We start from the raw sequence: 25925 nt of genomic DNA on the forward strand, positions 1-25925 counted from the left end.
CCGGACGCGCCGCGAACGCACGCCGTGCGACGGACGCCGTGCTGCGCCGTGCCGTGCTGCGTCACCCGGGACGCCTCGACTCCGAGCGCCGGTCGCCGTACGCCGGTCGCCGTACGCCGGGAGCCCGCCGGGCACGGCGCCCGGCCCGCTGCCGACCGGACGCCGTGCCGACCGGGCCGGCGGGACGGGGTGCCGACCGGTGCCGACCGGGGCCTCCGCCGCCGGCGGCCCCCGTCCGCCCGGTCCGGGGGCCTTGCCCGCCGCGCGGGAGCCGGGCAGCCTGGGAGAACGAGAGGGACACCGAGTTGACGGACCACGACGACCACACCCCGCACGAACGAGCGATCCCGCACCCGGGAGCCGGCCCGACGGCGCCGCACGGCCCCACAGGCTCGCCGGAGCTGGAGCTGGAGCGGGAGCGGGTCCAGGGCCACGACCAGGCCCAGGCCCGGGTCCGGGATCAGGCACACGACCAGGCCCAGGCCCGCGACCAGACCCAGGCTCGGGTCCAGACCCAGGCCCGGGTCCGGGACCAGGTTCGCGAGCAGGCCCCGTCGCAGGTGCCCGTGGCCCCGGACGCGCGCCCGGGGCGTGCTCCGGGATCACGCCCGCGGGCACCGCGCCCCGAGCCCGTGCCGCCGCCCGTCGGCGGGGTGCTCTGGACGCTCGCTGGTGACATACGGGCCCTGCTCATGCTGCCCGCGGCGCTCACCATGCAGGTCGCCCACCCCGCCATCGGCGCGGGCGTCGACGACCACTCCGTCTTCCGCACGGACCCGTGGGGCCGCGGCGAGCGCTCGCTGCGCTCCCTCCAGCTGTGGATCTACGGCGGCGAGCGGGCCGCCGAGGAGGGCCGCAGGCTGCGCGCGCTCCACAAGGAGATCCAGGGCACCGACGCCCACGGCCGCCGCTACCACGCGCTCGACCCCGCCTACTACGCCTGGGTGCACGCCACCGGCTACCCCGTGTACCGCCACGGCCTCCGCTACCTCGCCCGCCCCCTCACCGACGCCCAGGAACGGCAGCTCTACGCGGAGTGGCTCCAGGTCGGCCGGATCCTCGGCATCCACGACCGGGACATGCCCCAGTCGATCGAGGAGTTCTGGCCGTACTACCGCCGGGTCCTCGACGAGGAGCTCGAGGCCACCGCCGTCGTCCGCGAACTGGTCGCCACCGACGCCGCCGTACCCGCGCCCGATCGCGGCCCGCTGCCCGTACGGGTCGTCCTCGCCGCCCTGTGGCCGCTGCTCCGCCGCCCCTTCCTGCGGACCCGCGCCTTCCTCACCGCCGGACTCATGCCTCCGGAAGCCCGCGCCGCGATCGGCCTGGAATGGTCGCGGGACCAGGAACGCCGGCTCCGCCGCCTCGCCCGCGTCGTACGGATCGTCGTCCCCCTGCTCCCCGAACGGCTGCGCTACCTCCCGCTGGCCCGCGAGGCCCGTGCGAACGCCCGCCGCGAGGCGCGCCACCGCGGGTCCGACACGGCCGGTCGACAGCGTCAGGGCCTGCCCGGGGCGACCTTCGAACGGCGGAACACCGAGCGGTAGGCGCTCGGGCGGTGGCCCGTGTGACGGGCGAAGAGGGCGGCGAAGGTGCCGGGGTCGCGGTAGCCGACGGCCGCCGCGACGGCGGCGACGGTGCGGTCGGTGGTCTCCAGGAGGTGACGGGCCCGGCGGACCCGGGACGCCTGGAGATGCGCCAGCGGGCTGCGCCCGGTCTCCTCGGCGAAGCGGCGCAGCAGCGTGCGGGTGCTGACCCCGAAGGCGTCCGCGAGCGCGCCGAGGTCGTACCGCTCGGCGAGGTCCCGGTCGAGCCGCCGCATGACGCGCTGCGAGAAGTCGCCGCCCGGCTGGGGCAGGAGCCGCGGGTCGACGTACGGGGTCTGGGAACTCCGGGCGTCGTCGACGAGCGCCACCCGTGCGGTGGCCCTGGCCACCCGGGCGCCGCTGTGCCGGCGGATCAGGTCCAGCGCGAAGTCGTACATGGCCGTGAAGGCGGCGGTGGTCGTCACGCCCGCGTCGGTGACGACCAGCCGCTCGGGCCGGACGTCGGTGCCCGGGCAGCGCCCGGCCAGCTCGTCGGCGTACAGCCAGGACGTGGTGGCCCGGCGCCCGTCCAGCAGTCCCGCCTCGGCGAGCAGGAACGCGCCGACGCAGAGCGACACGACCGCGGTGCCGGCGGCGGCCCGCGCGCGGATCACCGCGACCTCGGGGCCGAGCAGGGCGAGGCGCGCGTCGAGGTCGTCGCCGGGGACGAGCTCGAAACCGGGCACGACGAGGACGTCGACCTCACGCGGCGGACGCACGTCCAGGCTCGTGCCGCCCGAGGCGGCGACCCGACGGCGCGGCGAGACGACCGACACCTCGTACCCGGGCCCGCCCGGCCCGGCGACGTGTGCGGCCATGGTCAGCAGGTCGGGGATGCCGAAGACCTCCGAGGCGAAGCACCCGGGATAGGCGAGCACGCCGACCCGCAGCGCCGCCGCGTCCGAGCTGCCCTTCGTGTGCTCGTCCGAGGCGGGGGCCGGCCGCCGGTGCCCGTCCGCGCGCCGTGTCGTCATGGTCATGCCTTCCGCGTGCTCCGCCGACGCGTTCGACGCGTTCGACGGGGGCGATCGTCGGCGGCCTCGTGAGCCGTCCGCCTCGTGAGCCGTCCGTCTCGTGAGTTGTCTGCCTCGCCCGGCCCGTCCGTCCTGTGCTCCTCGTCCGCCTGGTTCCGGCCTGCCGGTCTGGCCGAGCCCTCCGGCCCCGTCCGGTCCGCCCAGACCGTCACCCCCGTCGCCCCTCCTTGTGTGGCGAGATTACCCGTGACCTCGGCGATCCCGCCCCTCCTCCGGACGCCTGCGACCCGGCACGCTCTCCTCCGTGACCAACAACGATCCGATCAGCGATTTCACCCGCCGCAGCATGGCCGTCGACGGGGTCGAGAAGACGGTGTACGTGGCCGGGGACGGGCCCGCGGTGGTCGTGCTGCCCGAGATGCCCGGCATCAGCCCCGACGTCCTGCGGCTCGCGCGCTGGGTGCGGGACGCGGGCTTCACCGTCCACGTGCCCTCCCTGTTCGGGACGGACGGGGCCTTCCCCACCGTCGAGGGCGGCAGCGAGGTCGTCCGCCGTGCCTGCGTGAGCGCGGAGTTCCGGGCCTTCGCCGGGGGCGGCACCAGTCCCGTCACGGCGTGGCTGCGCGGCCTGGCCCGCCAGGCCCACGCCGCGTGCGGAGGGCCCGGTGTCGGCGCGATCGGCCTGTGCTTCACCGGCAACTTCGCCCTGACCATGGCCCTGGAGCCGGCGGTGATCGCCCCCGTGGTCAACCACCCGTCGCTGCCGCTCGACGACCCGGGCGGCCTCGAACTCGACGCCGCGGACGCGCGTGCGGTGCGCGACCGGCTCGCCCGTGACGGACTCACCGTCCTCGCCTACCGCTTCGAGGGCGACCGCTGGTGCACGGGTCGGCGCTTCGCCGCCTACCGGGCGCTGCTCGGCGACTCCTTCGACGGCCGCGTCCTCCCGGACACCGCCGCCAACCCGGCCCCGCCGCCCTTCTTCGCCGAACTCGTCGGCACCCCGCACGGCGTCGTCACCGCCCATCTCGTCGACGAGACGGGCCATCCCACGGTCCGGGCCCGCGACGAGATCCTCGCCTTCCTCGCCGAACGCCTGCGCCCGGAGACCGCCTGACGCCCGATCAGGAGCCTGCGGCAGGGGCCTCAGGGGCCTCAGAAGCCTCAGGGGTCGCAGAAGCCTCAGGGGCCGCCGGAGTCGCCAGTGCCGCCAGATAGTCGTCGACCAGCTCGCGCTGGCGCTCCGGCGGGAAGTCCGCCGGGCCGAGCAGGGCCTGGACCACCAGACCGAGAGCGAAGGACTGCGCGCCGGCCGCCAGGCGGCCGGGATCGCCCGCAGGGAGTTCGCCCCGTTCCTGCGCCGTCGCGATCAGCGCGGCCAGCCGCGCCCGGCCGCGGGCGTACCGGGCGGCGTGGTCCTCGCTCAGGCCGGGGTCCGCGAGCGCGGTGTCCCAGGAGGAGACCCAGATCCGGTTGCTCGCCGTGGCCTCGGGCGTCAGCGGCAGGATGTCCAGGAGCGCGGCCCGTACGGCGGCGAGACCCGGTCCGCCGGCCCGGCGGGGGCGCGACGTGGTGCGCGCGTCGAGCAGGTCGAGGGCGTGCCGGACCAGGTCGCGTTTGGCCGGAAAGTAGTGGGTCAGCAGGCCGGTGGTGGCGCCCAGCTCGGTGGCGACGGCGCGCAGCGTGAGTCCGCCGAAGCCCTGGGCGGCGAGGACCCGCCAGACCGCCTCGGAGACCTCGCGCCGCCGGGCCTCGTGGTCGCCCTTGGTTCGTGCCATGCTGCTACGGTAATAGTCATAACGCTTGTTGTGTGAATGGGGTCCTCATGTTCGCCCTCCCGCTGCGGGACAACGCCGAGCTCCGTCCGCTGGAGGCCTGGCACGCCGAGGAGTTCGCCGCCCACCTGGACCGGGCGCGCGAGCACATCCGGCCGTGGGTCGGCCGGGCCTTCGTCACCGACGACGTCGAAGGAGCCCGGGCCACGCTGGTCCGCTACGGCGAGCGGCAGGCGGCCGACGGCGGCCGTCTCCACGGCATCTGGCTCGACGGCATCCTGGTCGGCGGCGTCATGTTCACCGCCTTCGACGCGGCCGGCGGCAACTGTGAGCTGGGCTGCTGGCTCGAACCCGCGGGGGAGGGCCACGGTCTGGTCACCGAGGCCTGCGCCGCCCTGCTGGACTGGGCGCTCGTCGAGCGCGGTCTGCACCGCGCCGAGTGGCACTGCCGCGCCGACAACGCCCGCAGCTCCGCCGTGGCCGAACGCCTCGGCATGACCCTGGAGGGCACCCGGCGCGAGGCCTGGCCCTACGGCGGCGCCCGCCACGACAAGCAGCTGTGGGCCGTCCTCGCCCGCGAGTGGAAGGCCCGCCGGAACTGAGGGACGGCGGCGCCTCTTCAGGTGTCGTGCCCGAGGGAGAAGGCCCGCCGGAGCTGACCGACGACGACGCCTCTCCCGGCGCCGTGCCCGAGGGAGCGGCGACGACGAAAGGCGCCTCCGTCCCGCCCGACCGCGGGACGAAGGCGCCGGTCCGTGCGCGCGACGCACGCCGGGGTGCGGCCGGCCGCACGCGCGCAGCACGCACGGCCGCACGCACGCAGCGCACACGCCGCACGCCGCACGCATGCGCGCCGCGTGCCCGGCGTCAGCCCGTGTCAGTGCGCGTCGTGCTCATGGATCGTGTTCGTCGCCGCGATCTTCTTCCACGACTTCGGCTGCACCGGCTTCGCCGGCGTCGCGCCGGGCGCCGTACGGGCCGAGGCCGTCTTCCCCGGAGCCGCGCCCCGAGCCGCCGCCGACGGCGCCGCCGCGAGGCCGGCCTCGGCCGCCGCCGGAGCCGAGGGCTTCACCGGCTGGTAGAGCCAGGTGTCGAAGAGCTCGGCGAGCGGCTTGCCCGAGACCCGCTCCGCGTACTTCACGAAGTCGGACACGCGCGCGTTGCCGTACGCGAACTTCTGCGGCCAGCCCTTCAGAACGGCGAAGAAGTCCTCGTCGCCGATCTCGTTGCGCAGTGCCTGGAGCGCCAGCGCGCCCCGGTCGTACACGGCGATGTGGAACTGGTCGTCCGGGCCCGGGTCGCCCGGCTTCACCGTCCAGAACGGGTCGTCCGCCGCCCGCGTCTGATAGACGTAGTCGGCGAGCTCCTGGGCCGTGCCCTCGCCCTCCTTCTCCGACCACAGCCACTGGCTGTAGCGGGCGAAGCCCTCGTTGACCCAGATGTCCTTCCAGTCGGCGACCGACACGCTGTCGCCGTACCACTGGTGGGCCAGCTCGTGCACGACGACGGAGACGTTCGCGCCGTTGGCGAACTGGCGCGGGCTGTAGAACGGCCGGGTCTGCGTCTCCAGGGCGTAACCGCTGGTCACGTTCGGGACGTAGCCGCCGAGGGAGTTGAAGGGGTACGGGCCGTAGACCGACTCCAGCCACTCCGCGACCTCGGTGGTGCGCTCGATCGAGGCGCGCGCGGCGCCGTCGTTGTCGCCGAGGTCCTTGCTGTAGGCGTTGAGGACCGGCAGGCCGTTCGCCGTCCGGTCGGTGGTGATGTCGAACCTGCCCACCGCGAGCGTGGCGAGGTACGTCGCCTGCGGCTTGTTGGAGCGCCAGTTGTAGCGGGTCCAGCCCAGCCGGGAGGACTGCGACTGCAGGACGCCGTTGCTGATCGCCTGCGTTCCGTCCGGCACCGCGATCGAGACGTCGAAGGTGGCCTTGTCCAGCGGGTGGTCGTTGGACGGGAACCACCAGACCGCCGAATCCGGCTCCTGCGCCGCAACGCCGCCGTCCGGGGTGCGGTGCCAGGCGCTCCAGCCGCCGATCTTCAGCTCCGAGGGCTTGCCCGCGTAACGCACCACGACCGAGACCGACTTGTTCTTCTCGAGCGGGACGGCCGGGGTCACTTCCAGCTCGTGGTCGCCCGAGGCGGCGAACTTCGCGACGCGGCCGTTCACCCGCACCTCGCTCACCTTGAGCCCCAGGTCGAGGTTGAAGCGGGAGAGGTTCTGCCTGGTGGTGGCGAGGATCGTCGCCGTGCCCTCCAGCAGGTCCGTCGCGGGCTGGTAGGTCAGCCGCAGGTCGTAGTGGGAGACGTCGTAGCCGCCGTTCCCGCTGGCGGGGTAGTAGGAGTCGCCGATGCCCGGCGCGCCTGCGGTGAAGTCGGCCGCCGATGCCGGGATCGCCAGCAGCAGGGAGGCCGCGAGGGCGCTCGGGACGATGATTCTGCGGTGCACAGGTGCTCCCCAAGTCATAAGAAACGTAAGACGCACGGGTGGTCGTCGGTCCTTAGTGCGACACTATTCAGGCCTGCGACGGGCCGTCACGTCCAGAGCACCCCCCGTCACATGATCGCCATTCGGCCGACATGAACCGCCCGCACCGCTTGTCCGTGACGGCACTCTTTTGCACCGGAGTCGACCGGGGTACGTTCCGCCCCATGCCGACGACGTCCCGCACGCTCCGCACCTTCCGGCGCGGCCTCCGCACCCCGCGGCGGGTGCTCCTGGTCACGGCGGGCGCCGCCGCCCTCGGCCTGCCGCTCCTCACCGCCCCCACCGAGGCGGCCGACCGGGCGCTCCCGCCCCCTCCGCCGCGCACCGGCTTCGAGGAGAGCGGCGGCGCCCGCTGGACCGGCGAGGACGAGGAGACGGCCTTCCTCGCCGCCGTCGACCGGTCGAGCCCCCGCCTCTCCGTCCGCACGATCGGCCACACCGCGCAGGGCCGGCCGCTGCGCCTCGCCACCCTCGGCACCGGCCCGACCACCGTGCTCCTCGTCTGCAGCCAGCACGGTGACGAACCCGCGGGCCGTGAGGCCTGTCTGAGCACCCTGCGCGACCTCGCGTACGACCGCGGCCAGGGGACCCGGCAGTTCCTGGCCCGCACCACCCTCCTGGTCGTGCCCACGGCGAACCCCGACGGCCGTGAGGCGAACACCCGCGGCAACGGCGACGGCGTCGACATCAACCGCGACCACCTCGCCCTGCGCACCGCCGAGGCGAGGGCCCTCGCCGCCGTGATCCGCGACCGGCGGCCCGAACTCGTCCACGACCTCCACGAGTACGGCGCCACACCGCCCTCCTACGACAAGGACCTGCTCGTCCTCTGGCCGCGCAACCTCAACACCCACGCGTCCGTCCACGACGAGTCCCGCACCCTCTCCGAGTCGTACGTGCGCCCCGCCGCCGGGCTCGCGGGCTTCAGCAGCGGCATCTACGGCATCTGGACGGACCCCTTCACCGGAAAGCCGGTCAGACAGGTCGCCGGGGACGGCCAGGAGCGCATCCTGCGCAACACGGCGGGCGTCAAGCACGCTGTCGGACTGCTCGCCGAGGCCCGCGAGGACGCCCGCGAACCGGCCGAGAAGGACGACCCCGCCCTCAACCACCGCCGCCGGGTCGCCACCCAACGGGCCGCGCTCGACGGGACGTTCGCCTACCTCGACGCGCGGAGGGGGCGGCTGACCGCGGCCACCGCACGGGCCCGCGCGGCCGGCCTCGCCGGCCGCGGACCGATCCTCCTGGGCGGCGCCGACAACGACCCGGCCGAACCCGCCGAGATCCTCCGGGACCCGCCCTGCGCCTATCGCCTGACGGACGCTCAGTATGCCCCAGTGGCAGACGAGTTGACGCTGCACGGGATCGTCGTACGTAGCGCGGAGGGTGGCGGGGTGCTCGTCCCGCTGCGGCAGTCGCAGCGAGCCCTCGTCCCTCTGCTGCTCGACCCGCGCGCCGCGTACGGGCTGACTCGCGGAGAGCCTGTGGAGAGCTGTTGAGGAGCCGGTGAGCACGGCGGGTGACGGTCTTCGAGGTGATCATTTCGGGTTATGGTTACTCACCGGTATTGACCATACCTGAACGGGCCCGATCGGTCCGGAAGTTGGAGAGAACCATGACGAACGCGACGCCGCTGCGCCGCACCCTGTCGGCCCTGGCCGCCACGACGCTGCTGGCCGGGGGCCTGCTGCTCGGCCAGGCCGTGACCGCACCGCCCGCCCAGGCGGCCGGTCACGTCATCTGCAAGCCCACCGAGCTGCGGACCCAGGCCCACGAGCTGCGCGCCAAGGCCGCGAAGCTCGACCGCCTGGGCGAGCGGCAGGCCGCTCGCAAGGCCCGCGCCCAGGCCACCGCCCTGGAGAAGAAGGCCAAGGCGTGCGAGGACTCGGACAACAGCGCGTCCAAGCCGTTCCCGCGCTGAGCGAGCCCGGGCCGCGCCGCCCCTGAGCCGGCGCGACCACACCTCGCGTGATCGCAGACGCCCGCCCCGGAGCCGTACGGCCCCGGGGCGGGCGTCCGTCGTGGGGCTGTGAGGCCCGGCCGGGGCGGGGACCCTCGGCTGAAAGAGCCGGCCGCGCCGATCGCGAAGACTCCCGCTCCGATGATCACCAGGTCGAACTCGTCGACGGCGTCTCGCACCTCCGCCGCCATGGACACGACGGGCCTGTGCACCGTGCACCGTCCGCAAGGAAAGCAGGTGCCCAGTGTCGTTCTCGCGGCGGCCGTGGCCGTCGACAGTGAGGTACGAGGCAGCCACCGCAGGCGAAGTCCATGCCGAGCATGCCTTGACGCGGAGCAGGAAGAAGGACAGGCCCCCCACCCAAAGGGACAGCATGAGGACCGACGGCACGAAGTACAGCAACTTCACCGGCTGGATCGACCCGCCGGACGACGTGCGACCCGCGCTGGACGGCGACCTCACCTGTGACATCGCCGTCATCGGCGGCGGCATGGGCGGCATGGCTGCGGCCCTGCGCCTCGCGGAGCGCGACCAGGACGTGGTCCTCCTGGAGGCCGAGTTCTGCGGCTACGGCTCGGCCTCGCGCAACGGCGGTCAGATCGCCGGGGCGCCCGGTGGCGACCTGCGGATGCTCAGCCTCCAGTCCCCGAGGAAAATGCCGATCATGACCAAACTGGCGGAGCACGCCGGCCGCTACGTGGAAAACCTCATGAAGACGCACGACATCGACTGCGACTACGTGGCGAACGGACTCGTCTGGGGTGCGGTCTCACCGCTCATGATGCTCAGGGTGCGCACTCAGGCGGCGATCCTGCGCGCCTTCGGCGGGCACGGGACCGTCGGCAGCAGAGAGGAACTCGGCCTCCCCGCCGGCTTCGTGGGCGGGATGCGAGAATCCATCGGCGGGATGCTGAACCCGGGCAAGCTCGCGCGTGGTGTGCGTCGCGCGCTGCTCGCCTCCTCGGCCACGGTCTTCGAGCGGACGCGGGTGAGCGATGTCCGGCGGACGGGCAGCACCGTCGAGATCACGACGCCGGACGGCACCGTGCGGGCCAACAAGGTGGTGCTCGCCACCAGCGTCTACGGCGGCGAGTGGGACATCACGCCCAAGAACCTCGCGACGCCGCTGTACGTCATCGAGATCGAGTCGGAACCCATCGCGCCGGAACGGCTCGCCGAGCTGGACTGGACCAGTCGGTCCGGCATCATCACCCAGCACCAGTTGATGACCCACTACCGGCTCACCGAGCGCAACACCATCGTCTGTGGGGTCCGCCGAGCACAGCGGGGCCGGACCTACCCGCTCCCGGACCGGGTCCCGGATCCCGGTGTGGTGCGGGACATGGGGAAGGACCTGGCCGACCGGTTCCCGTCGCTGTCCGACGTGGCCATCGAGCGGGCCTGGGGCGGCTGGATCGGCATCAGCCCGGACTGGCTGGCGATCGCCGGGCAGGTCGGCGACAACGTCTTCTACTCGATGGCCTGCAACGGCCACGGCCTCTGTCAGGTGCCGTACGTGGCCCACCAGCTCGCCGACTACATCGTCGACGGTGAGATGTCGGAGGACCTCGCCGGCATCTGGTCGGACGCCTCGAAGTACCCGCCGTCGATGTCACTGCTGATGCAACCGTTCGTCCTCCGGGCCATCTGGGGGCTGGACCGGTTCAACGACTTCTTCAACGGCAGCAGGACGCTGGCCCGGCGGGCACTCCGTCGGGGCCTGCGCGGGGACTCCTGAAGGTCGGCACGGCGCCTGATCCGGCATGGCGTGGAGTGATCTGAGCCAACCTCCACGACATGACCGCCGAGTCCCCCGGCCGGCCTTCCAGGCGGCCCCCGGCCGGGCCTCGCAGGCGGCCCCGCCCCGGACCCGCCTCACCGGGGCCCCGGCCTGACCCGCAGCGGCGGGCACGCCGCCCATGGCCCCGCGCCCCGCCGCTCGCCACGTAGGATTCGTGGCCTGATGACTGCCACTCTCGTCGCCAAGAACCTCGCCGCCGGCCACGGCGAGCGCTCCCTCTTCTCCGGGCTCGACCTCGTCGTCGCCCCCGGAGACGTGATCGGCCTCGTCGGCGTCAACGGCGCCGGCAAATCCACGCTGCTCAGGCTGCTCGCCGGCCTCGACACTCCGGAGGAGGGCGAGCTGCGGCTGTCGCCGCCCACCGCCTCCGTCGGTCACCTCCCGCAGGAGCCGGAGCGGCGCGAGGGCGAGACCGTCCGGGAGTTCCTGGCCCGCCGTACCGGCGTCGCCGCCGCCCAGGCCGCGATGGACGAGGCCACCCAGGGCCTCGTCGACGGCGCGCCCGGCGCCGACGACGCGTACGCCGTCAGCCTGGAGCGCTGGCTCGACCTCGGCGGCGCCGACCTCGACGAGCGGGCCGAGGAGATCACCGACTCCCTCGGCCTCACCGTCGGTCTCGACCAGCCGATGACCGGTCTCTCCGGCGGCCAGGCCGCCCGCGCCGGACTCGCGTCCCTGCTCCTCTCCCGCTACGACGTCTTTCTCCTCGACGAGCCCACCAACGACCTCGACCTCGACGGCCTGGAGCGCCTCGAGGCCTTCGTACAGGGTCTGCGCGCCGGCACCGTCGTCATCAGCCACGACCGCGAGTTCCTCACCCGTACCGTCACCAAGGTCCTGGAACTCGATCTCGCCCAGCAGCGGATCACGCTCTACGGCGGCGGCTACGAGGCGTACCTGGAGGAGCGGGCCACCGCCCGCCGCCACGCCCGCGAGGACTACGAGGAGTTCGCCGACAAGAAGGCCTCCCTCGAAGCACGCGCCCTCATGCAGCGCAACTGGATGGACAAGGGCGTCCGCAACGCCCGCCGCAAGGCCACCGACAACGACAAGATCGGGAAGAAGCTGCGCGGCGAGTCCAGCGAGAAGCAGGCGGCCAAGGCCCGCCAGACCCAGCGCATGATCGAGCGCCTGGACGTCGTCGAGGAGCCGCGCAAGGAGTGGGAGCTGCGCATGGAGATCGCCGCCGCGCCCCGCTCGGGCGCCGTCGTGGCGACCCTGCGCGACGCCGAGGTCCGTCGCGGCGACTTCGCCTTCGGGCCGGTCACCCTCCAGGTCGACTGGGCCGACCGGGTCGCCATCACCGGCGCCAACGGCGCGGGCAAGTCCACCCTGCTCGCCGCGCTGCTCGGCCGGCTGCCGCTGGACGCCGGTGACGCGGCCCTGGGCCCTGGCGTCGTCGTCGGAGAGGTCGACCAGGCCCGCAAGCTGTTCCACGGCACCGAGACCCTGCTCGACGCCTTCTGCGCCGCCGTGCCCGAGACCGAACCGGCGGACGTCCGCACCCTGCTCGCCAAGTTCGGCCTCAAGGCCGCTCACGTGCTGCGGCCGGCCACCACGCTCTCGCCCGGCGAGCGCACCCGGGCCGCGCTGGCCCTGCTCCAGGGCCGGGGAGTGAACCTGCTCGTCCTCGACGAGCCGACCAACCACCTCGACCTGCCGGCCATCGAACAGCTGGAGTCGGCCCTCGAGTCGTACGACGGCACGCTGCTGCTCGTCACGCACGACCGCCGCATGCTGGACGCGGTCCGCACGACGCGGCGCGTCGAGGTCGCGGCGGGAAAGGTCACCGAACTCTGATGCCTCCCGAGCCGAGCACGCCGGCCGGCGTGACCGGTGGGGTGGCGTCCGGCGCGTCCGCCCCGTGCGGGGCGGGAACCCGCACCCTCAGCTCCGGGCCGCCCGTGGCGGCCACGGAGGACCCGGTCGTCGCCCTGCGCGGCGGCGACCCGGGCCGTGAACCGTACGCGTACGGCTGTTCGCAGGACGTGGAGGTGGCCGCCGGGATCGACGCGTCCACCGTGGTACCCGTCCTGATGGACGGCGCATTCCAGGAGGCACCATGACCGACGACCGTGTGACCCGGCTGATCGAGATGCTGGACGACCTCGAGGCCGACGTCGACGAGACGATCGACCTCGCCGACGAGATCGCGGCGTCGGGCGACCGCGGGCTGCTGCCGCGCCTCGAAGCCGAACTCGACCGCGCGGTCGCCGACCGCAACTCCTACGCCCGCGAGCTCCTCGGCGGCGTCATCGCCGCCCTCGGCGGCCCCGACCGCCTCCCGGTCCTCGTGCGGGCCTCGGCCGTCGACCTCGGCGACGACCAGGACGGCCTGGCCGCGGAGATCGTCGACCTGGTGCAGGCCGACCCGAAGACCGCTCAGCGGCTCCTCGGCCCGATGACGGACGACGACGACCTGACGGTCGCCAACCGTGCGGACTGGGCGCTGCGCTTCGTGCCGTGACCACGCGGACATCGGTGAGGCCCCGGTCGACCACCGTCGTCGACCGGGCCCTCACGCCGTCCCGGCTCCGCGAGCCGGGACGGGAGCCGCGGAGCCGGACTCCTCGTTCGGGGTGTAGGTGATCTCGACGTTGTTGGCCTCGGTCCGGTCTGCGACCCGCCGGCAGCGCTTGGTGGTCAGATGCGGGGAGAAGTTGTCGCGGACGACGGCGATGCGCACGCCGGCCGGGTAGAGGCTGCGCGGGTAGCGGCAGAGCCGCATCCGCAAGCCCGATGACCTCGCCGCACAGGCCGAGGCCGCGCTGGCGCTGCCTGAACATCGGCTCGACAACCTCCGAGAAGGCACCTGACAGGCAGTCGCGGTCAGTCAAAGTCGCCCATCCGTAAGATGTTTGACTCGCCTTCCATCTCAAAGCGACTATCCAGAACGAACGAACGAACGAACGGGGAACGCCATGAGCATCACCAGGACCACGCGGAGGACGCAGGCCAAGATCGCCGTGTCCATCGGGGCCCTGGCCGCGGGCTCACTCATACTCACCGCCTGCAGCGGAAGCAGCGACGGCGCCAGTGGCAGCAAGCGCGACGGTACCTACTACATCAAGGACGTCAACGGCACGTCCGACCTTGGCCAGTTGGTCGTCAAGGGCAACAGCGTCTCGCATCATGAGTACGAATGTGAAGGTGTGTATGACAAGCCGGACGTGACCAGCACCGGCGAGTTCAACAAGGACCAGTCCCAGATCATCTGGACGGTCGCCGGAGAGGACCCCCGCAACGAGCGGACCGGTAGCGAGCCCATCTCGATCAGTGACACCTCGATCAGCATCAGCGGTAGCGTGTACGTACGCGACAACTCCGATGCCGGCAAGGCTCTGCTGGACGGCTTCAAGGTCAAGTGCGGGAAGTGACGCCGGCCTCCCACTCGGCCGGCCGAGCAGCGCAGAACCCCGTGGGCATCGCGTCCACGGGGTTCTGTCGCCCGTGTGCCTGCCCGTCGCAAGGGCAGTTTCGGCCGGCCCCGGCAGTGTCAAGCCCCGAGAATCCGGCGCATGACCCGCAGGGGTGGCGCAGGCCTACGGGAACCGAGGCCGAGGACGCCGGAAGGGCGCCCTCGGCCACCACCGCGGGCCAGGCCCCCGGTTTCGCGGGCTCAGCCCCCGGGTCGCCCCCTCACCCCACCGTCCACTTCTGCGCCGCCGTGCCGTTGCACGTCCAGATCTGCAGCCGGGTGCCGTTGGCCGCGTTGCTGTTCGGGACGTCCAGGCACTTGTCCGCCGCGACGTTCACGATGTCCCTGGCCGCTTCCACGCGCCACTTCTGGGCGCCGGTGCCGTTGCAGTCGTAGAGCTGGAGCTTGGCTCCGTCCGCCGTCGAACCGGCCGTGACATCCAGGCACTTGCCGAGCGCGCGGATCGAACCGTCGCTGTGCACGGTCCACTTCTGGGCCGCGGTGCCGTTGCAGTCGTACAGCTGGACCGGAGTGCCGTTGGCCGTGTTCGCCCCGGCCACGTCCACGCACTTGCCCCCGAGGCCGGTGATCTGCCCGCCGCCGGTCGGCGGGGCCGGCTGGTCGTCGGTGACCCGCACGTAGTCGACGGTCAGGGAGTTCGGCATCGGCGTGCTGCCGTCCGGGTTGCCCGGCCAGTCGCCGCCGACCGCGAGGTTGAGGATGAGGAAGAACGGGTGGTCGAACACCCACTGCCGACCGCCGAGATCGGCGGGCGTCCGGGTCTGGTACGTGACGCCGTCGACCTTCCACACCAGCTTCTCCGGCGTCCACTCGACGCGGAAGGTGTGGAAGCCGTCCGCGAAGGGCGAGCCGATCGAGTAGCCGGCGCCGATGCCGCCGCCGCCCGAGTAGCCGGGGCCGTGGAGGGTGCCGTGCACGGTGTTCGGCTCGAAGCCGACGTTCTCCATGACGTCGATCTCGCCGCTCTGCGGCCAGCCGACGCTTCCGATGTTGTCGCCGAGCAGCCAGAACGCGGGCCACATGCCCTGGCCGCGTGACATCTTCAGGCGGGCCTCGAAGGTGCCGTACTTCTGGGTGAACTTGCCGGACGTGTTGAGCCGGGCCGAGGTGTACTCGCAACGGCCGTACCAGCAGGTGTAGTTGCCCGGGTTCTCCCGCCGCGCCGTGATCACCAGGTTGCCCTGGCCGTCGTGCACGGCGTTGCGGGTCGAGTTCGTGTAGTACTGCCGCTCGTGGTTGTTCACGTTGTCGCCGGTCTCCAGGTTCCACTTGGAGCCGTCGACCGGGGTGCCCGCCGGGGCGTCGAACTCGTCGCGGAACGTGGTGGTGGCCTGGACGGCCACGTCGCCGGCCGGTGCCGTCGGCGCGGCCGCGGCCGTCTGCACCGAGGGGCTCACCAGGGCCGCCAGTGCGGCGAACCCGACGCCGAGGGCGAGGAGCAGGCGCGATCTCCGTGAGGAGGAAGGGGACATCGTTGGTGCGGACATCGTTGTCACCGCCGATGGTGGGGGAGTCGTGGACGGCAACGAAGGCTGCCATGGTCTGGACCGGGTCGACAAGACCTTGCGTCACATCCGTCCTCAACCCGCTTGGCGTGTTCGGGAGTTGTATGCACGAGGGTTGACGGAGGATCGGATGTCTCCATAACTTCACAGCTTAAGGAAAGACTTGGCGTGCGCCTGGTCATGACCGGGCCGCGTGCGTCGCGCGAGCCACCGGCGGACGGGCCGACGCCGCGTCGCCCTCTCCCCGCCCCTCTCCCCAGGAGCCCGCATGCCGCACCCGCACCCGCGTCGCCGAAGAAGGGCGGGCGTGCTCACGCTCGCCGTCACCGCCGCCACCACCGTCCTCGCCGGGCTGCTCGCCGGCGCCGCGCCCAGTGCCGCCGCCCCGGCCGCCGAGGACGAGCCGGCGCCCCGGGCCGTCGACCGCTTCGAGGGCGAGGTCCCGTTCGCGGGACCGCCCGCCGAGGGCCTCTTCACCTGGGGCAGCGACACGGACGACCATCCCGCCCTCACCCTCGCCGAGCGCGCGGACGCCCCCGAGGGCGCCAAGGTCCTCGAAGGCCGCTACGACATCAGCGGCTGGGGCGGCTTCTCCCACGACTTCGCCTTCGACCAGCCGGCCCGGAACTGGACCGCGCACCAGGGCATCCGGTTCTGGTGGTACGGCCAGAACACCGCCCCGCTGCCGCCCGGATCCGGCAAGCGGATCAACTTCGAGATCAAGGACGGCGGAGCGAACGGCGAGGCGTCCGAGCTGTGGACGACCTCCTTCACCGACGACTGGGAGGGCTGGCACCTCGTCGAGATCCCGTTCTCCGCGTTCCGGTACCGCGCGGACTACCAGCCCGTCGGCGGCATCGACCAGGTCCTCGGCCTCGACGCGATGTGGGGCTACGCGCTCACGCTGCCCACCGGCTCGCCCGGCGGCTTCGCCGTCGACGGCGTCGAGCTGTACGGCAAGGCCGAACCGGCCCTCGACACCCGGGTCGTGACCGGCCAGGTGGTGCACCCCGTGAAGGAGGGCGGCACCGCCCGGATCGACATCCAGGTCGCCACGACGGCCGGCCGGCCGACCGACGAAGCGGTCACGGTCGCCTACGCGACGGACGACGGCGGCCCGGCGAAGCCCGGAACGGACTACCGTCCGGTCAGCGGCACCGTCGTCTTCCCCGCCGGGACGCCCTCGGGCACGACCCGGTCCGTCACCGTGACGACACTGAAGGACCGGACCGGCGAAGAGGCCGAGACGATCCCCCTGAAGCTGACCGTCCAGGGTGCGAAGGCACCCGCGGAGACCCCGGTCGTCGCCGTCGACGCGCACGGACTGCCGTACCTCGACAAGCGGCTTCCGGTGAAGAAGCGGGTCGCCGACCTGCTCGCGCGGATGACCCTGGAGGAGAAGGCCGGTCAGATGACCCAGGCCGAGCGCAACGCCCTGCGCTCATCCGGCGACATCGCCGGCTACGGCCTCGGCTCCCTGCTCTCCGGCGGCGGCTCGGTCCCCACGCCCAACACGCCCGAGGCGTGGGCGCGGATGGTCGACGCGTACCAGCTGCGCACCCGGGCCACCCGGCTGCAGATCCCGCTGATCTACGGCGTGGACGCCGTGCACGGGCACAACAACGTCGTCGGATCGACGATCATGCCGCACAACATCGGCATCGGCGCCGCGCGCGACCCCGGTCTCGCCGCCCGTACCGGCGCCGTCACGGCCAAGGAGGTCCGGGCCACCGGCGTGCCCTGGGACTTCGCCCCCTGTCTCTGCGTGACCCGGGACGAACGCTGGGGCCGCTCCTACGAGTCCTTCGGCGAGGACCCCGCACTCGTCATCGCCATGGAGACCGTGATCGACGGCATGCAGGGCGCCGCCGACGGCCGGGACCTCGACCGCGACGACAAGGTGCTGGCCGGCGCGAAGCACTTCGTCGGCGACGGCGGTACGGCCTTCGGCTCGTCGACCACCGGCTCGTACACCATCGACCAGGGCGTCACCCGGGTCACCCGCGAGGAGCTGGAGGCCGTCCACCTCGCGCCGTTCGCCGAGTCCGTGAAGCACGGCGTGGGCACCGTCATGCCCTCCTACTCCTCGCTCGACATCCTCGGCGACGACCAGGGCCCCGTGAAGATGCACGCCAACGCCGAGATGATCAACGGCGTGCTCAAGGACCGGATGGGCTTCGAGGGCTTCGTCATCAGCGACTGGCAGGCCATCGACCAGATCCCCGGCGACTACCCGAGCGACGTGCGCACCTCGGTCAACGCCGGCCTCGACATGATCATGGTGCCGACGAACTACCAGGAGTTCACGCGGACCCTCGTCGCCGAGACGCGGGCGGGCCGCATCCCCACCGCCCGCATCGACGACGCCGTCGCCCGGATCCTCACGCAGAAGTTCCGCCTCGGCCTCTTCGAGAAGCCGTACGCGGACACCACCCACCTGGCCTCCGTCGGCTCGGCGCAGCACCGCGCCGTGGCACGGAAGGCGGCGGCAGCCTCGCAGGTCCTGCTGAAGAACGAGGGCGGCGTCCTGCCGCTCAGGCCGGACCAGAAGGTGTACGTGGCGGGCTCGAACGCGGACGACCTCGGCAACCAGGCGGGCGGCTGGACCGTCACCTGGCAGGGCGCCTCGGGCCGGACGACCACCGGCACCACGATCCTGGAGGCCATGCGCAGGTCCGCCGCCCCCGGCACCGCGCTCACGTACTCCGAGGACGCCTCCGAGCCCACCGCGGGACACGACGTCGGCGTGGTCGTGGTCGGCGAGACGCCGTACGCGGAGGGCATGGGCGACGTCGGCAACGGGCACGACCTGGAGCTCGGCGCGGCCGACAAGGCGGCCGTCGACCGGGTCTGCGCCGCCATGCCGTGCGCGGTCCTCGTCGTCTCCGGCCGTCCGCAGCTGATCGGGGACCGGCTGCCCGCGATCGACGCCCTGGTGGCGTCCTGGCTGCCGGGCACCGAGGGAGACGGCGTGGCCGACGTCCTGTACGGCCGCGAGCCCTTCACCGGACGACTGCCGGTCAGCTGGCCGAAGTCGGAGGACCAGCTGCCGCTGAACGTCGGCGACGCGCGCTACGACCCCCAGTTCCCGTACGGCTGGGGCCTCACCACGCTCCGCGGCACCCCGACGGGCGGTGAGCCCGCGCTGCGGGCGATCGGCCTGGCGGCCAGGGCCCTGCAGAAGGCCGGCCACGGCGACTCCGCCGCGGCCCGGCACCTCGTCGGAAAGGCCCGGCTGATCGTCCAGGACCGCATCGGGCAGCGCGTGACGGAGGCGACGTCGAAGCCGTTCGCCGACGCGGACCACCTGCTGCTGACCGGCGACCCGACGGGCGCGGTCGGCAGGCTGACCGAGGCCTACCGCGCGGCCGGCTGACGACCGGCGGCACCGGAGGGCGGCCCCGGCGGGCCGCCCTCCGCCACGGGAGGCGGTCGGGTCCCTGCTGTCCGGGCCCGACCGGCCGGCCGTCCGGGCTTCGGGGGCGTGGCTCCGCTCCCGACGCCCGGACCGTGTCGGCGCCTGCCTGCCTCAGCGCTTTCCGCGGCGGCCGCGGTCGCCCGCGCCGCCCTCGTTCAGCAGGCCCGCCTTGCGCAGGGCGTCGGCCATCGCGCTGTTCGCCGGCGCGGGGGCCTGGGCCCGGTCCCGGTTGCCGCCACCGCCACCACCCCCGCCGCCACCGCGGCGCTGCTGGGGCGGGCGACCGCCGCGCTCGCGCCGGGGAGCGCGCTCCCCGGCGCCGGCACCGGACTCGGCCGCCGCCTCGTCGTCGAGGCGCAGCGTCAGCGAGATCCGCTTGCGCGGGATGTCGACGTCCAGGACCTTCACCTTGACCACGTCGCCCGGCTTCACCACGTCACGCGGGTCCTTGACGAAGGTCTTCGACATCGCCGAGACGTGCACCAGACCATCCTGGTGGACGCCGATGTCGACGAACGCGCCGAACGCGGCGACATTGGTGACGACGCCTTCGAGGACCATGCCGGAGGACAGGTCGCCGATCTTCTCCACGCCCTCCTTGAAGGTGGCCGTGCGGAACGCCGGACGCGGGTCGCGGCCCGGCTTCTCCAGCTCCCTCAGGATGTCGGTCACCGTCGGCAGGCCGAAGGTCTCGTCGACGTAGTCGTCCGCGCGCAGCGAACGCAGCACACCGGTGTTCCCGATCAGCGCGCCGACCTCGCCGCCCGCCGTCTTCACCATGCGGCGCACCACCGGGTACGCCTCCGGGTGCACCGCCGACGCGTCCAGCGGGTCGTCGCCGCCACGGATGCGCAGGAAGCCCGCGCACTGCTCGTACGCCTTGGGGCCGAGCCGCGGCACGTCCTTCAGCGCGCGGCGGGAGCGGAACGGGCCGTTGGCGTCGCGGTGCGCCACGATGTTCTCGGCGAGGCCCGCGCCGATCCCGGACACGCGTGAAAGGAGCGGCGCGGAGGCGGTGTTGACGTCGACGCCGACGCCGTTCACACAGTCCTCGACGACCGCGTCGAGGGAGCGGGAGAGCTTCACCTCGGACAGGTCGTGCTGGTACTGGCCGACGCCGATGGACTTCGGGTCGATCTTCACCAGCTCGGCCAGCGGGTCCTGCAGCCGCCGCGCGATCGACACGGCGCCGCGCAACGACACGTCCAGGTCCGGGAGTTCCTGCGAGGCGAACGCGGACGCCGAGTAGACCGAAGCACCGGCCTCGGAGACCATCACCTTCGTCAGCTTCAACTCAGGGTGCTTCGCGATGAGTTCACCGGCCAGCTTGTCCGTCTCGCGGGACGCGGTGCCGTTGCCGATGGCGACCAGCTCGACGGCGTGCTCCTTCGCCAGCCGCGCCAGCTTCGCCAGCGACTCGTCCCACCTGTTCGCCGGGACGTGCGGGTGGATCGTGTCCGTGGCGACGACCTTGCCGGTCGCGTCGACGACCGCGACCTTCACGCCCGTACGGAAACCCGGGTCGAGGCCCAGCGTCGCGCGGGTGCCGGCCGGGGCGGCGAGCAGCAGGTCGCGCAGGTTCGCCGCGAAGACCCGGACCGCCTCGTCCTCGGCGGCCGTGCGCAGCCGCAGCCGCAGGTCGATGCCGAGATGGACCAGGATGCGGGTGCGCCAGGCCCAGCGGACGGTGTCCAGGAGCCACTTGTCACCGGGCCGGCCGCGGTCGGCCACGCCGAAGCGGGCGGCCACGATCGGCTCGTACGAGGACGTCGCCGAGGTCGCCGCGGCACCGTCGACGGGCTCCTCCGGCTCCAGCTCCAGGCTGAGGACGTCCTCCTTCTCGCCGCGCAGCATCGCGAGGATCCGGTGCGAGGGCAGCGCCGTGAACGGCTCGGCGAAGTCGAAGTAGTCGGCGAACTTCGCGCCCGCCTCCTCCTTGCCCTCCCGGACCTTCGCGACCAGCCGGCCCCGGCCCCACATGCGCTCGCGCAGCTCGCCGATCAGGTCGGCGTCCTCGGAGAACCGCTCCGCGAGGATGGCCCGCGCGCCCTCCAGGGCCGCCGCCGGGTCCGCGACGCCCTTGTCGGCGTCGACGAACGCGGCCGCGGCGGCGAGCGGCTCCACCGAGGGGTCGCCGAGCAGCCCCTCGGCCAGCGGTCCGAGACCGGCCTCGCGGGCGATCTGCGCCTTGGTCCGCCGCTTCGGCTTGAAGGGCAGGTAGATGTCCTCCAGGCGCGCCTTGGTGTCGGCGGCCCGGATCCGCTCCTCCAGTTCGGGCGTCAGCTTGCCCTGCTCGCGCACGGAGTCGAGGACGGCGGTCCGCCGGTCCTCCAGCTCGCGCAGATACCGCAGCCGCTCCTCCAGGGTGCGCAGCTGCGCGTCGTCGAGCATCTCGGTCGCTTCCTTGCGGTAGCGCGCGATGAACGGCACGGTCGAACCGCCGTCGAGCAGCTCGACGGCCGCCTTCACCTGTCGCTCGCGTACGCCGAGTTCCTCGGCGATCCTTGCCTCGATGGACGTCGTCACGATGTCCGACCCGCCTTCTCGTGCCTCAAGCTTGCGGATGCATTCTGCCGGGTCGGTCACCCGTACGCGGCAACCGACCCGCCCCGGCCCGTACGACTCCGCCCCGCGCGGCTCCCGGCCGGCCCCGGCCCGGCACCGTTCGGGCACCGTCCCGAAGCCCGCCCGGCTTCCGCCCGCCTTCCATCCGGCGTCCATCCGGCCTCCGCCCGGCTTCCATCCGGCCTCCGCCCGACCCCGGCCCGGCACCGTCCGCGGGCCCGCCTCAGGCCTTGCCGGTGAGGTCCGCCGGGAACGCGCCCGCGCCCACAGCCGTCACCAGGAAGCCCTTGACCAGCTCCGTCAGCCGGGCGGTGCCCTCGGCGCCCAGGTGCTCATAGGGCGCGGCGTCCAGGAGGTCCGTCCGCTCCTCCAGGGACTCGCGCAGGGCCGCGCCCGCCTCGGTGAGCTCGCCCTCCGCGTCGAGCAGCCCGCGTGCCCGCAGCCGCTCCACGGCCGCCTCCCAGTCGGCGCGGCCCCAGCCGCGGGTGCCGAGCACCCAGCGCGGGGACATGCCCTTGCCGGTCGCGGTGTGACTGGCCAGAGCCTCCACCGGGTCGAGGCCCGCGTGCAGCAGGGCCGTCACATGGCCGTCGCCGCGGTGCTCGCGCAGCAGCGTCGTGGCGTGCCAGAGCCGCAGGTGCGCGGCGTCCGGCACGGGCAGGTCGGCGTTGCCCGCGTACAGCGGACGGGCGTGCCGGGTGCAGGCCTCGGCGGCGCGCAGGGCCAGGTCCGCGGCCTCGGCCATCTCGGGGGACGCCACGGCGTCCTCGCCGAGCAGCCGCCGCAGGGTGGCGTCCACGGCCCGCAGCCGGGCGTCGAGGACCTCGGCGGGCGAGGCGGTCTCCCAGACGGCCGGCAGGTGCCGGGCGAGGAAGGCGTGGTCGTAGTTGTAGAAGGCCGCGGCGACCGTTCCGGCGCCCACGGCGCCGAGCGGTGCGCTGCGGGCGGCCAGCCGCATGGCGCTGCCGTCCTCGAAGCCGAGCTCCTTGAACACGCCGTCCAGGTCGGGCGAGAAGAACATGGTCGCGTGCAGCAGGTTGACCGGGTGGGCGCAGCGGCGGGCGGCGCGGGGCGGGAGAGTCGTCATGCGGCCGCACCTTACCTACCGGTCGGTATGGCGGAAAGTCCGGGGCGCCCGGAAGCCTCCGCCGGCATGGCAGGAAAGGTGGGATGCTCGTCATTGCGGACGTACGGCGGGGCCGCGAAGGATGGGGGCATGACCCAGCGACCCGTCCTCGTCGTCCTGTTCGACGGCGTGCAGAGCCTCGATGTCACCGGCCCCGTCGAGGTGTTCGCCGGTGCCTCGCGCATCGGCGGGACCTCTCCTTCCGGCGACCCCACCGGCCCGGGCTGCTACCCGATCCGTACCGCCTCGCTCGACGGGGGCCCGGTCCGCTGCCACAGCGGACTGCGGCTGCTGCCGGACACCTCGCTCGCGCGGGCCGTCGCCGACGGCCCTCCGCACACCCTGCTCGTCCCCGGCGGCGAGGGCACCCGGCGGCCCGACCCGGCACTCGTCGACTGGCTGCGCCGGCACGCCCCGCGGGCCGAACGGCTGGTCTCGGTCTGCACCGGTGGCCTGCTGCTCGCCGAGGCCGGACTGCTGGACGGACACCGTGCGACCACGCACTGGGTCGCCTGCGACCACCTCGCCCGCTGCTACCCGAAGGTCGACGTCGACCCCGACCCGATCTTCGTACGCGACGGGCGCCTGTCCACCTCCGCCGGCGTCACCGCCGGCATCGACCTCGCGCTCGCCCTGGTCGAGGAGGACCTGGGCCGCGAGGCCGCCCTCACCGTCGCCCGCCATCTCGTCGTCTTCCTGCGCCGGCCGGGCAACCAGGCCCAGTTCAGTGCCCAGCTCGCCGCGCAGACCGCCCGCCGGGAACCGCTCCGGGACCTCCAGGCCTGGATCACCGAGCACCCGGGCGGCGATCTGTCCGTCGAGGCGCTCGCCGCCCGTGCCCGGCTCTCGCCACGCCACTTCGCCCGGGCCTTCCTCGCCGAGACCGGCACGACCCCGGGCCGCTACGTCGACCGCGTACGGCTCGAACACGCCCGGCGGCTCCTGGAGGAGTCCACGGACGGGGTCCAGGAGGTCGCCCGGGCCTCCGGCTACGGCACCCCCGAGGCCATGCGCCGCGCCTTCGTGAAGGCGCTGGGCACCGCGCCCGCCGACTACCGGCGGCGCTTCCACGCACCCGTCAACTGACACCCGGAAACCGACGCCCGTCAACCGACGCCCGTCAACCGAAAGGGAACACCCTCATGCAGATCGCCGTCCTGCTCTACGACCGGTTCACCGCGCTCGACGCCGTCGGCGTCTACGAGCTCCTCGCCCGGCTGCCCGGCGCCGACACGGTCTTCGTCGCCAAGGAGCCGGGTCCCGTCCGGAACGACCAGGGCAGTCTCGCGCTCGTCGCGGACAAGGCCCTCGCGGACGTGCCACGGCCCGACATCGTCGTCGTCCCCGGTGGCCCCGGCTCCCGCACGGCCATGTACGACCCGGAGATCCTCGACTGGCTGCGCGCCGCCGACGCCACCAGCACCTGGACCACCTCGGTGTGCACCGGCTCCCTGGTGCTGGCCGGCGCCGGGCTGCTCGGGGGCCGCCGCGCCACCTGTCACTGGCTGGCCCTCGACGACCTCACGGCGTTCGGGGCCGAGCCGACCGGGGAGCGGGTGGTCTTCGACGGCAAGTACGTCACGGCCGCCGGAGTGTCCTCCGGCATCGACATGGCCCTCCACCTGCTCGGGCGGGTCGCCGGCGACGCGACCGCCCAGACGATCCAGCTGCTCGCCGAGTACGACCCGCAGCCGCCGTACGACGCGGGCTCGCCCGAGAAGGCCCCGGCCGAGATCGTCGCCCACTGGCGCGGCCGGGCGGAGCGGGTCCTCGTCCAGGAGTCGTAGACGGCCCCGCCGGGTTCAGCGCCCGTAGGTGAACCGGGCCGGGCGGCCCTCGAGGAAGGCGGCGACGCCCTCAGCCGTGTCGTCGCTGCCCCGGGCCTGCTCCGTCCAGTGCTCCTCCCGGCCGGTGCGGCCGTCGGCGAACTCCTTCGCGGCGGCCTGGGTGAGCAGCGAGCGGGAGACCAGAGTCCGGGTGAACTCGGCGACCCGCTTGTCCAGTTCGCCCGCCGGGTGCACCTCGTCGACCAGGCCGGTGCGCAGCGCCCGCTCGGTGTCGACGAACTCGCCGGAGAACAGCAGGTACTTGGCGGCGGAGGGGCCGACGAGGGCGGTGAGCCGGCGGGTGGAGGAGGCGGGGTAGACGATGCCGAGCTTCGCCGGGGTCACCCCGAAGCGCGCCCCCTCCTCGGCGAACCGCAGATCGCAGGCGGCCGCGAGCTGGCTGCCGCCGCCCACGCACCAGCCGCGCACGGCGGCCAGCGTCGGCTTGGGGAAGGCGGCCAGCGCCTCCTCGGCGCGGACGGCGAGGGCCTGCTGCTCGTCACCCGGTTCGCGCAGCGTCGAGATGTCGGCTCCGGCGCAGAAGGTGTCGCCCGCGCCGGTCAGGACCAGGGCGCGCACCGCCGGGTCGTCGGCCAGCGGGGCCAGCAGCCCGGGCAGGGAACGCCACATGGCGGCGGTCATGGCGTTGCGCTTGGCGGGGTTGGCGATGACGACGGTCGCGACCTCGTCGGCGACGCTCACGGTCAGCTGCGGCTCCATGCGCCGGATGCTATCCGGGGAGGTCGTACGTACGATCGGCAAGGGGGGTGCGAGGAGGAGACGCCCATGGCCCGCGAGGACGTGCCCCCGGAGCATCTGACGGGTGGCGAGCGCACGGCACTGCGCAGCGAGCGACGGAAGCTCCGTCGCGGCTTCGGCCTGCTCACCGCGTTCGGGATCCTGCTGGTCGTCGGCGGGATCGTCGGACTGATCTACACCGGGCTGGCCACCCTCACGTCGATGCTGCTGTTCGGCTGGCTCCTGCTGATCGGCGGGATCGTCGGTCTGCTGCACGCCGTCGCGTCCCGCGGCACCGGCTATTTCTGGCTCGCGGCGGTGGTCGCGGCGCTGAACATCGCGGCCGGCGCGGTCGTCATCCGGCACCCGGAGGGCTCGGCGGAGGCCCTGACCATGTTCGCGGCCCTGCTCTTCCTCACCGGCGGGCTGTTCCGGCTGGTCGGCAGCGTGGTGGTGCGCGGGCCGCAGTTCGGCTGGACGCTGCTCCAGGGCGCCTTCGGACTGCTGCTGGGCGTCCTGGTGCTGGTCGACTGGCCCGACAGCAGCCGGTACGTCATCGGGACGTTCTTCTCGCTGGCGCTGCTCTTCGACGGTCTGGGCCTGATCGCGATGGGAGTCGGAGGACGCAGTATCGTCCATATGGTCACACCAGCGGCCGATCCTCCGAAGACGTCAGCGGAGGATCAGGAACAGTCGAACAACTGACTTTGGCATACTCACCCGATCG

22 protein-coding genes are annotated in these 25925 nt (G+C 73.2%); 14 read left to right on the plus strand and 8 right to left on the minus strand.

The annotated features are described in order from the left end of the window. Positions 1–653: 653 nt before the first annotated feature. Positions 654–1547, plus strand: coding sequence for an oxygenase MpaB family protein (locus tag ESG85_RS15290; RefSeq protein WP_128979698.1), 894 nt, complete (start codon positions 654–656; stop codon positions 1545–1547). Here ESG85_RS15290 and ESG85_RS15295 read toward each other — a convergent pair. Beyond that, complete coding sequence (locus tag ESG85_RS15295; protein WP_246095049.1) at positions 1499–2566, minus strand: GlxA family transcriptional regulator; 1068 nt, start codon at positions 2564–2566, stop codon at positions 1499–1501. The two genes, ESG85_RS15290 and ESG85_RS15295, sit on opposite strands and share 49 nt — an antisense overlap. Before the next feature lie 298 nt (positions 2567–2864). Between ESG85_RS15295 and ESG85_RS15300 the strand changes: the two genes are divergently transcribed. After that, complete coding sequence (locus ESG85_RS15300; RefSeq protein ID WP_246095050.1) at positions 2865–3677, plus strand: dienelactone hydrolase family protein; 813 nt, start codon at positions 2865–2867, stop codon at positions 3675–3677. A gap of 7 nt (positions 3678–3684) precedes the next feature. Here ESG85_RS15300 and ESG85_RS15305 read toward each other — a convergent pair whose 3' ends face one another. Further along, positions 3685–4338, minus strand: coding sequence for a TetR/AcrR family transcriptional regulator (locus ESG85_RS15305; RefSeq protein WP_128979562.1), 654 nt, complete (start codon positions 4336–4338; stop codon positions 3685–3687). A 47-nt stretch (positions 4339–4385) separates the two neighbouring features. Between ESG85_RS15305 and ESG85_RS15310 the strand changes: the two genes are divergently transcribed. Further along, positions 4386–4937, plus strand: coding sequence for a GNAT family N-acetyltransferase (locus ESG85_RS15310; protein WP_128979704.1), 552 nt, complete (start codon positions 4386–4388; stop codon positions 4935–4937). A gap of 275 nt (positions 4938–5212) precedes the next feature. On the opposite strand, the gene ESG85_RS15315 is transcribed toward ESG85_RS15310, so the two are convergent. Then, a complete protein-coding gene (locus tag ESG85_RS15315) occupies positions 5213–6781 on the minus strand; it encodes a M1 family metallopeptidase (protein WP_128979564.1) in 1569 nt (522 codons plus the stop codon). Between the two features lie 203 nt (positions 6782–6984). On the opposite strand from ESG85_RS15315, the gene ESG85_RS15320 reads away from it, so the two are divergent. From ESG85_RS15320 to ESG85_RS15345, 6 genes are all read left to right on the plus strand, one after another. Beyond that, complete coding sequence (locus tag ESG85_RS15320) at positions 6985–8319, plus strand: M14 family metallopeptidase (RefSeq protein WP_128979567.1); 1335 nt, start codon at positions 6985–6987, stop codon at positions 8317–8319. Positions 8320–8435: 116 nt separating this feature from the next. Beyond that, the gene (locus tag ESG85_RS15325) at positions 8436–8741 is read left to right on the plus strand and encodes a hypothetical protein (RefSeq protein ID WP_128979569.1); all 306 of its coding nucleotides are present in this window, start codon (positions 8436–8438) and stop codon (positions 8739–8741) included. A gap of 412 nt (positions 8742–9153) precedes the next feature. After that, positions 9154–10518 (plus strand): NAD(P)/FAD-dependent oxidoreductase, encoded by a 1365-nt coding sequence (locus ESG85_RS15330; protein WP_128979571.1) that lies wholly within the window; start codon positions 9154–9156, stop codon positions 10516–10518. A gap of 225 nt (positions 10519–10743) precedes the next feature. Continuing rightward, positions 10744–12381: an ABC-F family ATP-binding cassette domain-containing protein gene (locus ESG85_RS15335; protein WP_128979573.1), complete on the plus strand. Its 1638-nt coding sequence runs from the start codon at positions 10744–10746 to the stop codon at positions 12379–12381. After that, positions 12381–12647, plus strand: coding sequence for a hypothetical protein (locus ESG85_RS15340; RefSeq protein ID WP_128979575.1), 267 nt, complete (start codon positions 12381–12383; stop codon positions 12645–12647). Before ESG85_RS15335 ends, ESG85_RS15340 begins: the two co-directional genes overlap by 1 nt. Further along, a complete protein-coding gene (locus tag ESG85_RS15345) occupies positions 12644–13048 on the plus strand; it encodes a hypothetical protein (RefSeq protein ID WP_128979577.1) in 405 nt (134 codons plus the stop codon). The genes ESG85_RS15340 and ESG85_RS15345 overlap by 4 nt, the downstream gene beginning before the upstream one ends. 51 nt (positions 13049–13099) lie before the next feature. On the opposite strand, the gene ESG85_RS15350 is transcribed toward ESG85_RS15345, so the two are convergent. Continuing rightward, complete coding sequence (locus ESG85_RS15350; RefSeq protein WP_246095051.1) at positions 13100–13315, minus strand: hypothetical protein; 216 nt, start codon at positions 13313–13315, stop codon at positions 13100–13102. Positions 13316–13502: 187 nt separating this feature from the next. Between ESG85_RS15350 and ESG85_RS15355 the strand changes: the two genes are divergently transcribed. Beyond that, positions 13503–13958: a hypothetical protein gene (locus ESG85_RS15355; protein WP_128979579.1), complete on the plus strand. Its 456-nt coding sequence runs from the start codon at positions 13503–13505 to the stop codon at positions 13956–13958. Positions 13959–14220: 262 nt separating this feature from the next. Here ESG85_RS15355 and ESG85_RS15360 read toward each other — a convergent pair whose 3' ends face one another. Then, positions 14221–15507: a glycoside hydrolase family 16 protein gene (locus ESG85_RS15360; protein ID WP_246095052.1), complete on the minus strand. Its 1287-nt coding sequence runs from the start codon at positions 15505–15507 to the stop codon at positions 14221–14223. Positions 15508–15793: 286 nt separating this feature from the next. Between ESG85_RS15360 and ESG85_RS15365 the strand changes: the two genes are divergently transcribed. Continuing rightward, positions 15794–18901: a glycoside hydrolase family 3 protein gene (locus ESG85_RS15365; protein WP_128979581.1), complete on the plus strand. Its 3108-nt coding sequence runs from the start codon at positions 15794–15796 to the stop codon at positions 18899–18901. 153 nt (positions 18902–19054) lie between these two features. Here the strand turns inward: ESG85_RS15365 and ESG85_RS15370 are convergent, their stop codons facing one another. Continuing rightward, positions 19055–21469 carry a Tex family protein gene (locus tag ESG85_RS15370; RefSeq protein ID WP_128979583.1) on the minus strand — a complete coding sequence of 805 codons (2415 nt, stop codon included), beginning with the start codon at positions 21467–21469 and terminating at the stop codon, positions 19055–19057. Between the two features lie 262 nt (positions 21470–21731). Continuing rightward, the gene (locus ESG85_RS15375; protein WP_128979585.1) at positions 21732–22595 is read right to left on the minus strand and encodes an SCO6745 family protein; all 864 of its coding nucleotides are present in this window, start codon (positions 22593–22595) and stop codon (positions 21732–21734) included. A gap of 129 nt (positions 22596–22724) precedes the next feature. Here ESG85_RS15375 and ESG85_RS15380 point away from each other — a divergent pair, with 129 nt between their 5' ends. Both ESG85_RS15380 and ESG85_RS15385 read left to right on the plus strand, forming a co-directional pair. Next, positions 22725–23720 carry a GlxA family transcriptional regulator gene (locus ESG85_RS15380; RefSeq protein ID WP_128979587.1) on the plus strand — a complete coding sequence of 332 codons (996 nt, stop codon included), beginning with the start codon at positions 22725–22727 and terminating at the stop codon, positions 23718–23720. A 56-nt stretch (positions 23721–23776) separates the two neighbouring features. After that, a complete protein-coding gene (locus ESG85_RS15385; RefSeq protein ID WP_128979589.1) occupies positions 23777–24421 on the plus strand; it encodes a DJ-1/PfpI family protein in 645 nt (214 codons plus the stop codon). Positions 24422–24436: 15 nt separating this feature from the next. On the opposite strand, the gene ESG85_RS15390 is transcribed toward ESG85_RS15385, so the two are convergent. Further along, a complete protein-coding gene (locus tag ESG85_RS15390) occupies positions 24437–25180 on the minus strand; it encodes an enoyl-CoA hydratase/isomerase family protein (RefSeq protein WP_128979591.1) in 744 nt (247 codons plus the stop codon). A gap of 66 nt (positions 25181–25246) precedes the next feature. Between ESG85_RS15390 and ESG85_RS15395 the strand changes: the two genes are divergently transcribed. After that, positions 25247–25903 (plus strand): HdeD family acid-resistance protein, encoded by a 657-nt coding sequence (locus ESG85_RS15395; protein ID WP_128979593.1) that lies wholly within the window; start codon positions 25247–25249, stop codon positions 25901–25903. Positions 25904–25925 lie beyond the last annotated feature (22 nt).

Source organism: Streptomyces roseicoloratus (assembly GCF_004117935.1).
Lineage (GTDB): Bacteria > Actinomycetota > Actinomycetes > Streptomycetales > Streptomycetaceae > Streptomyces > Streptomyces roseicoloratus.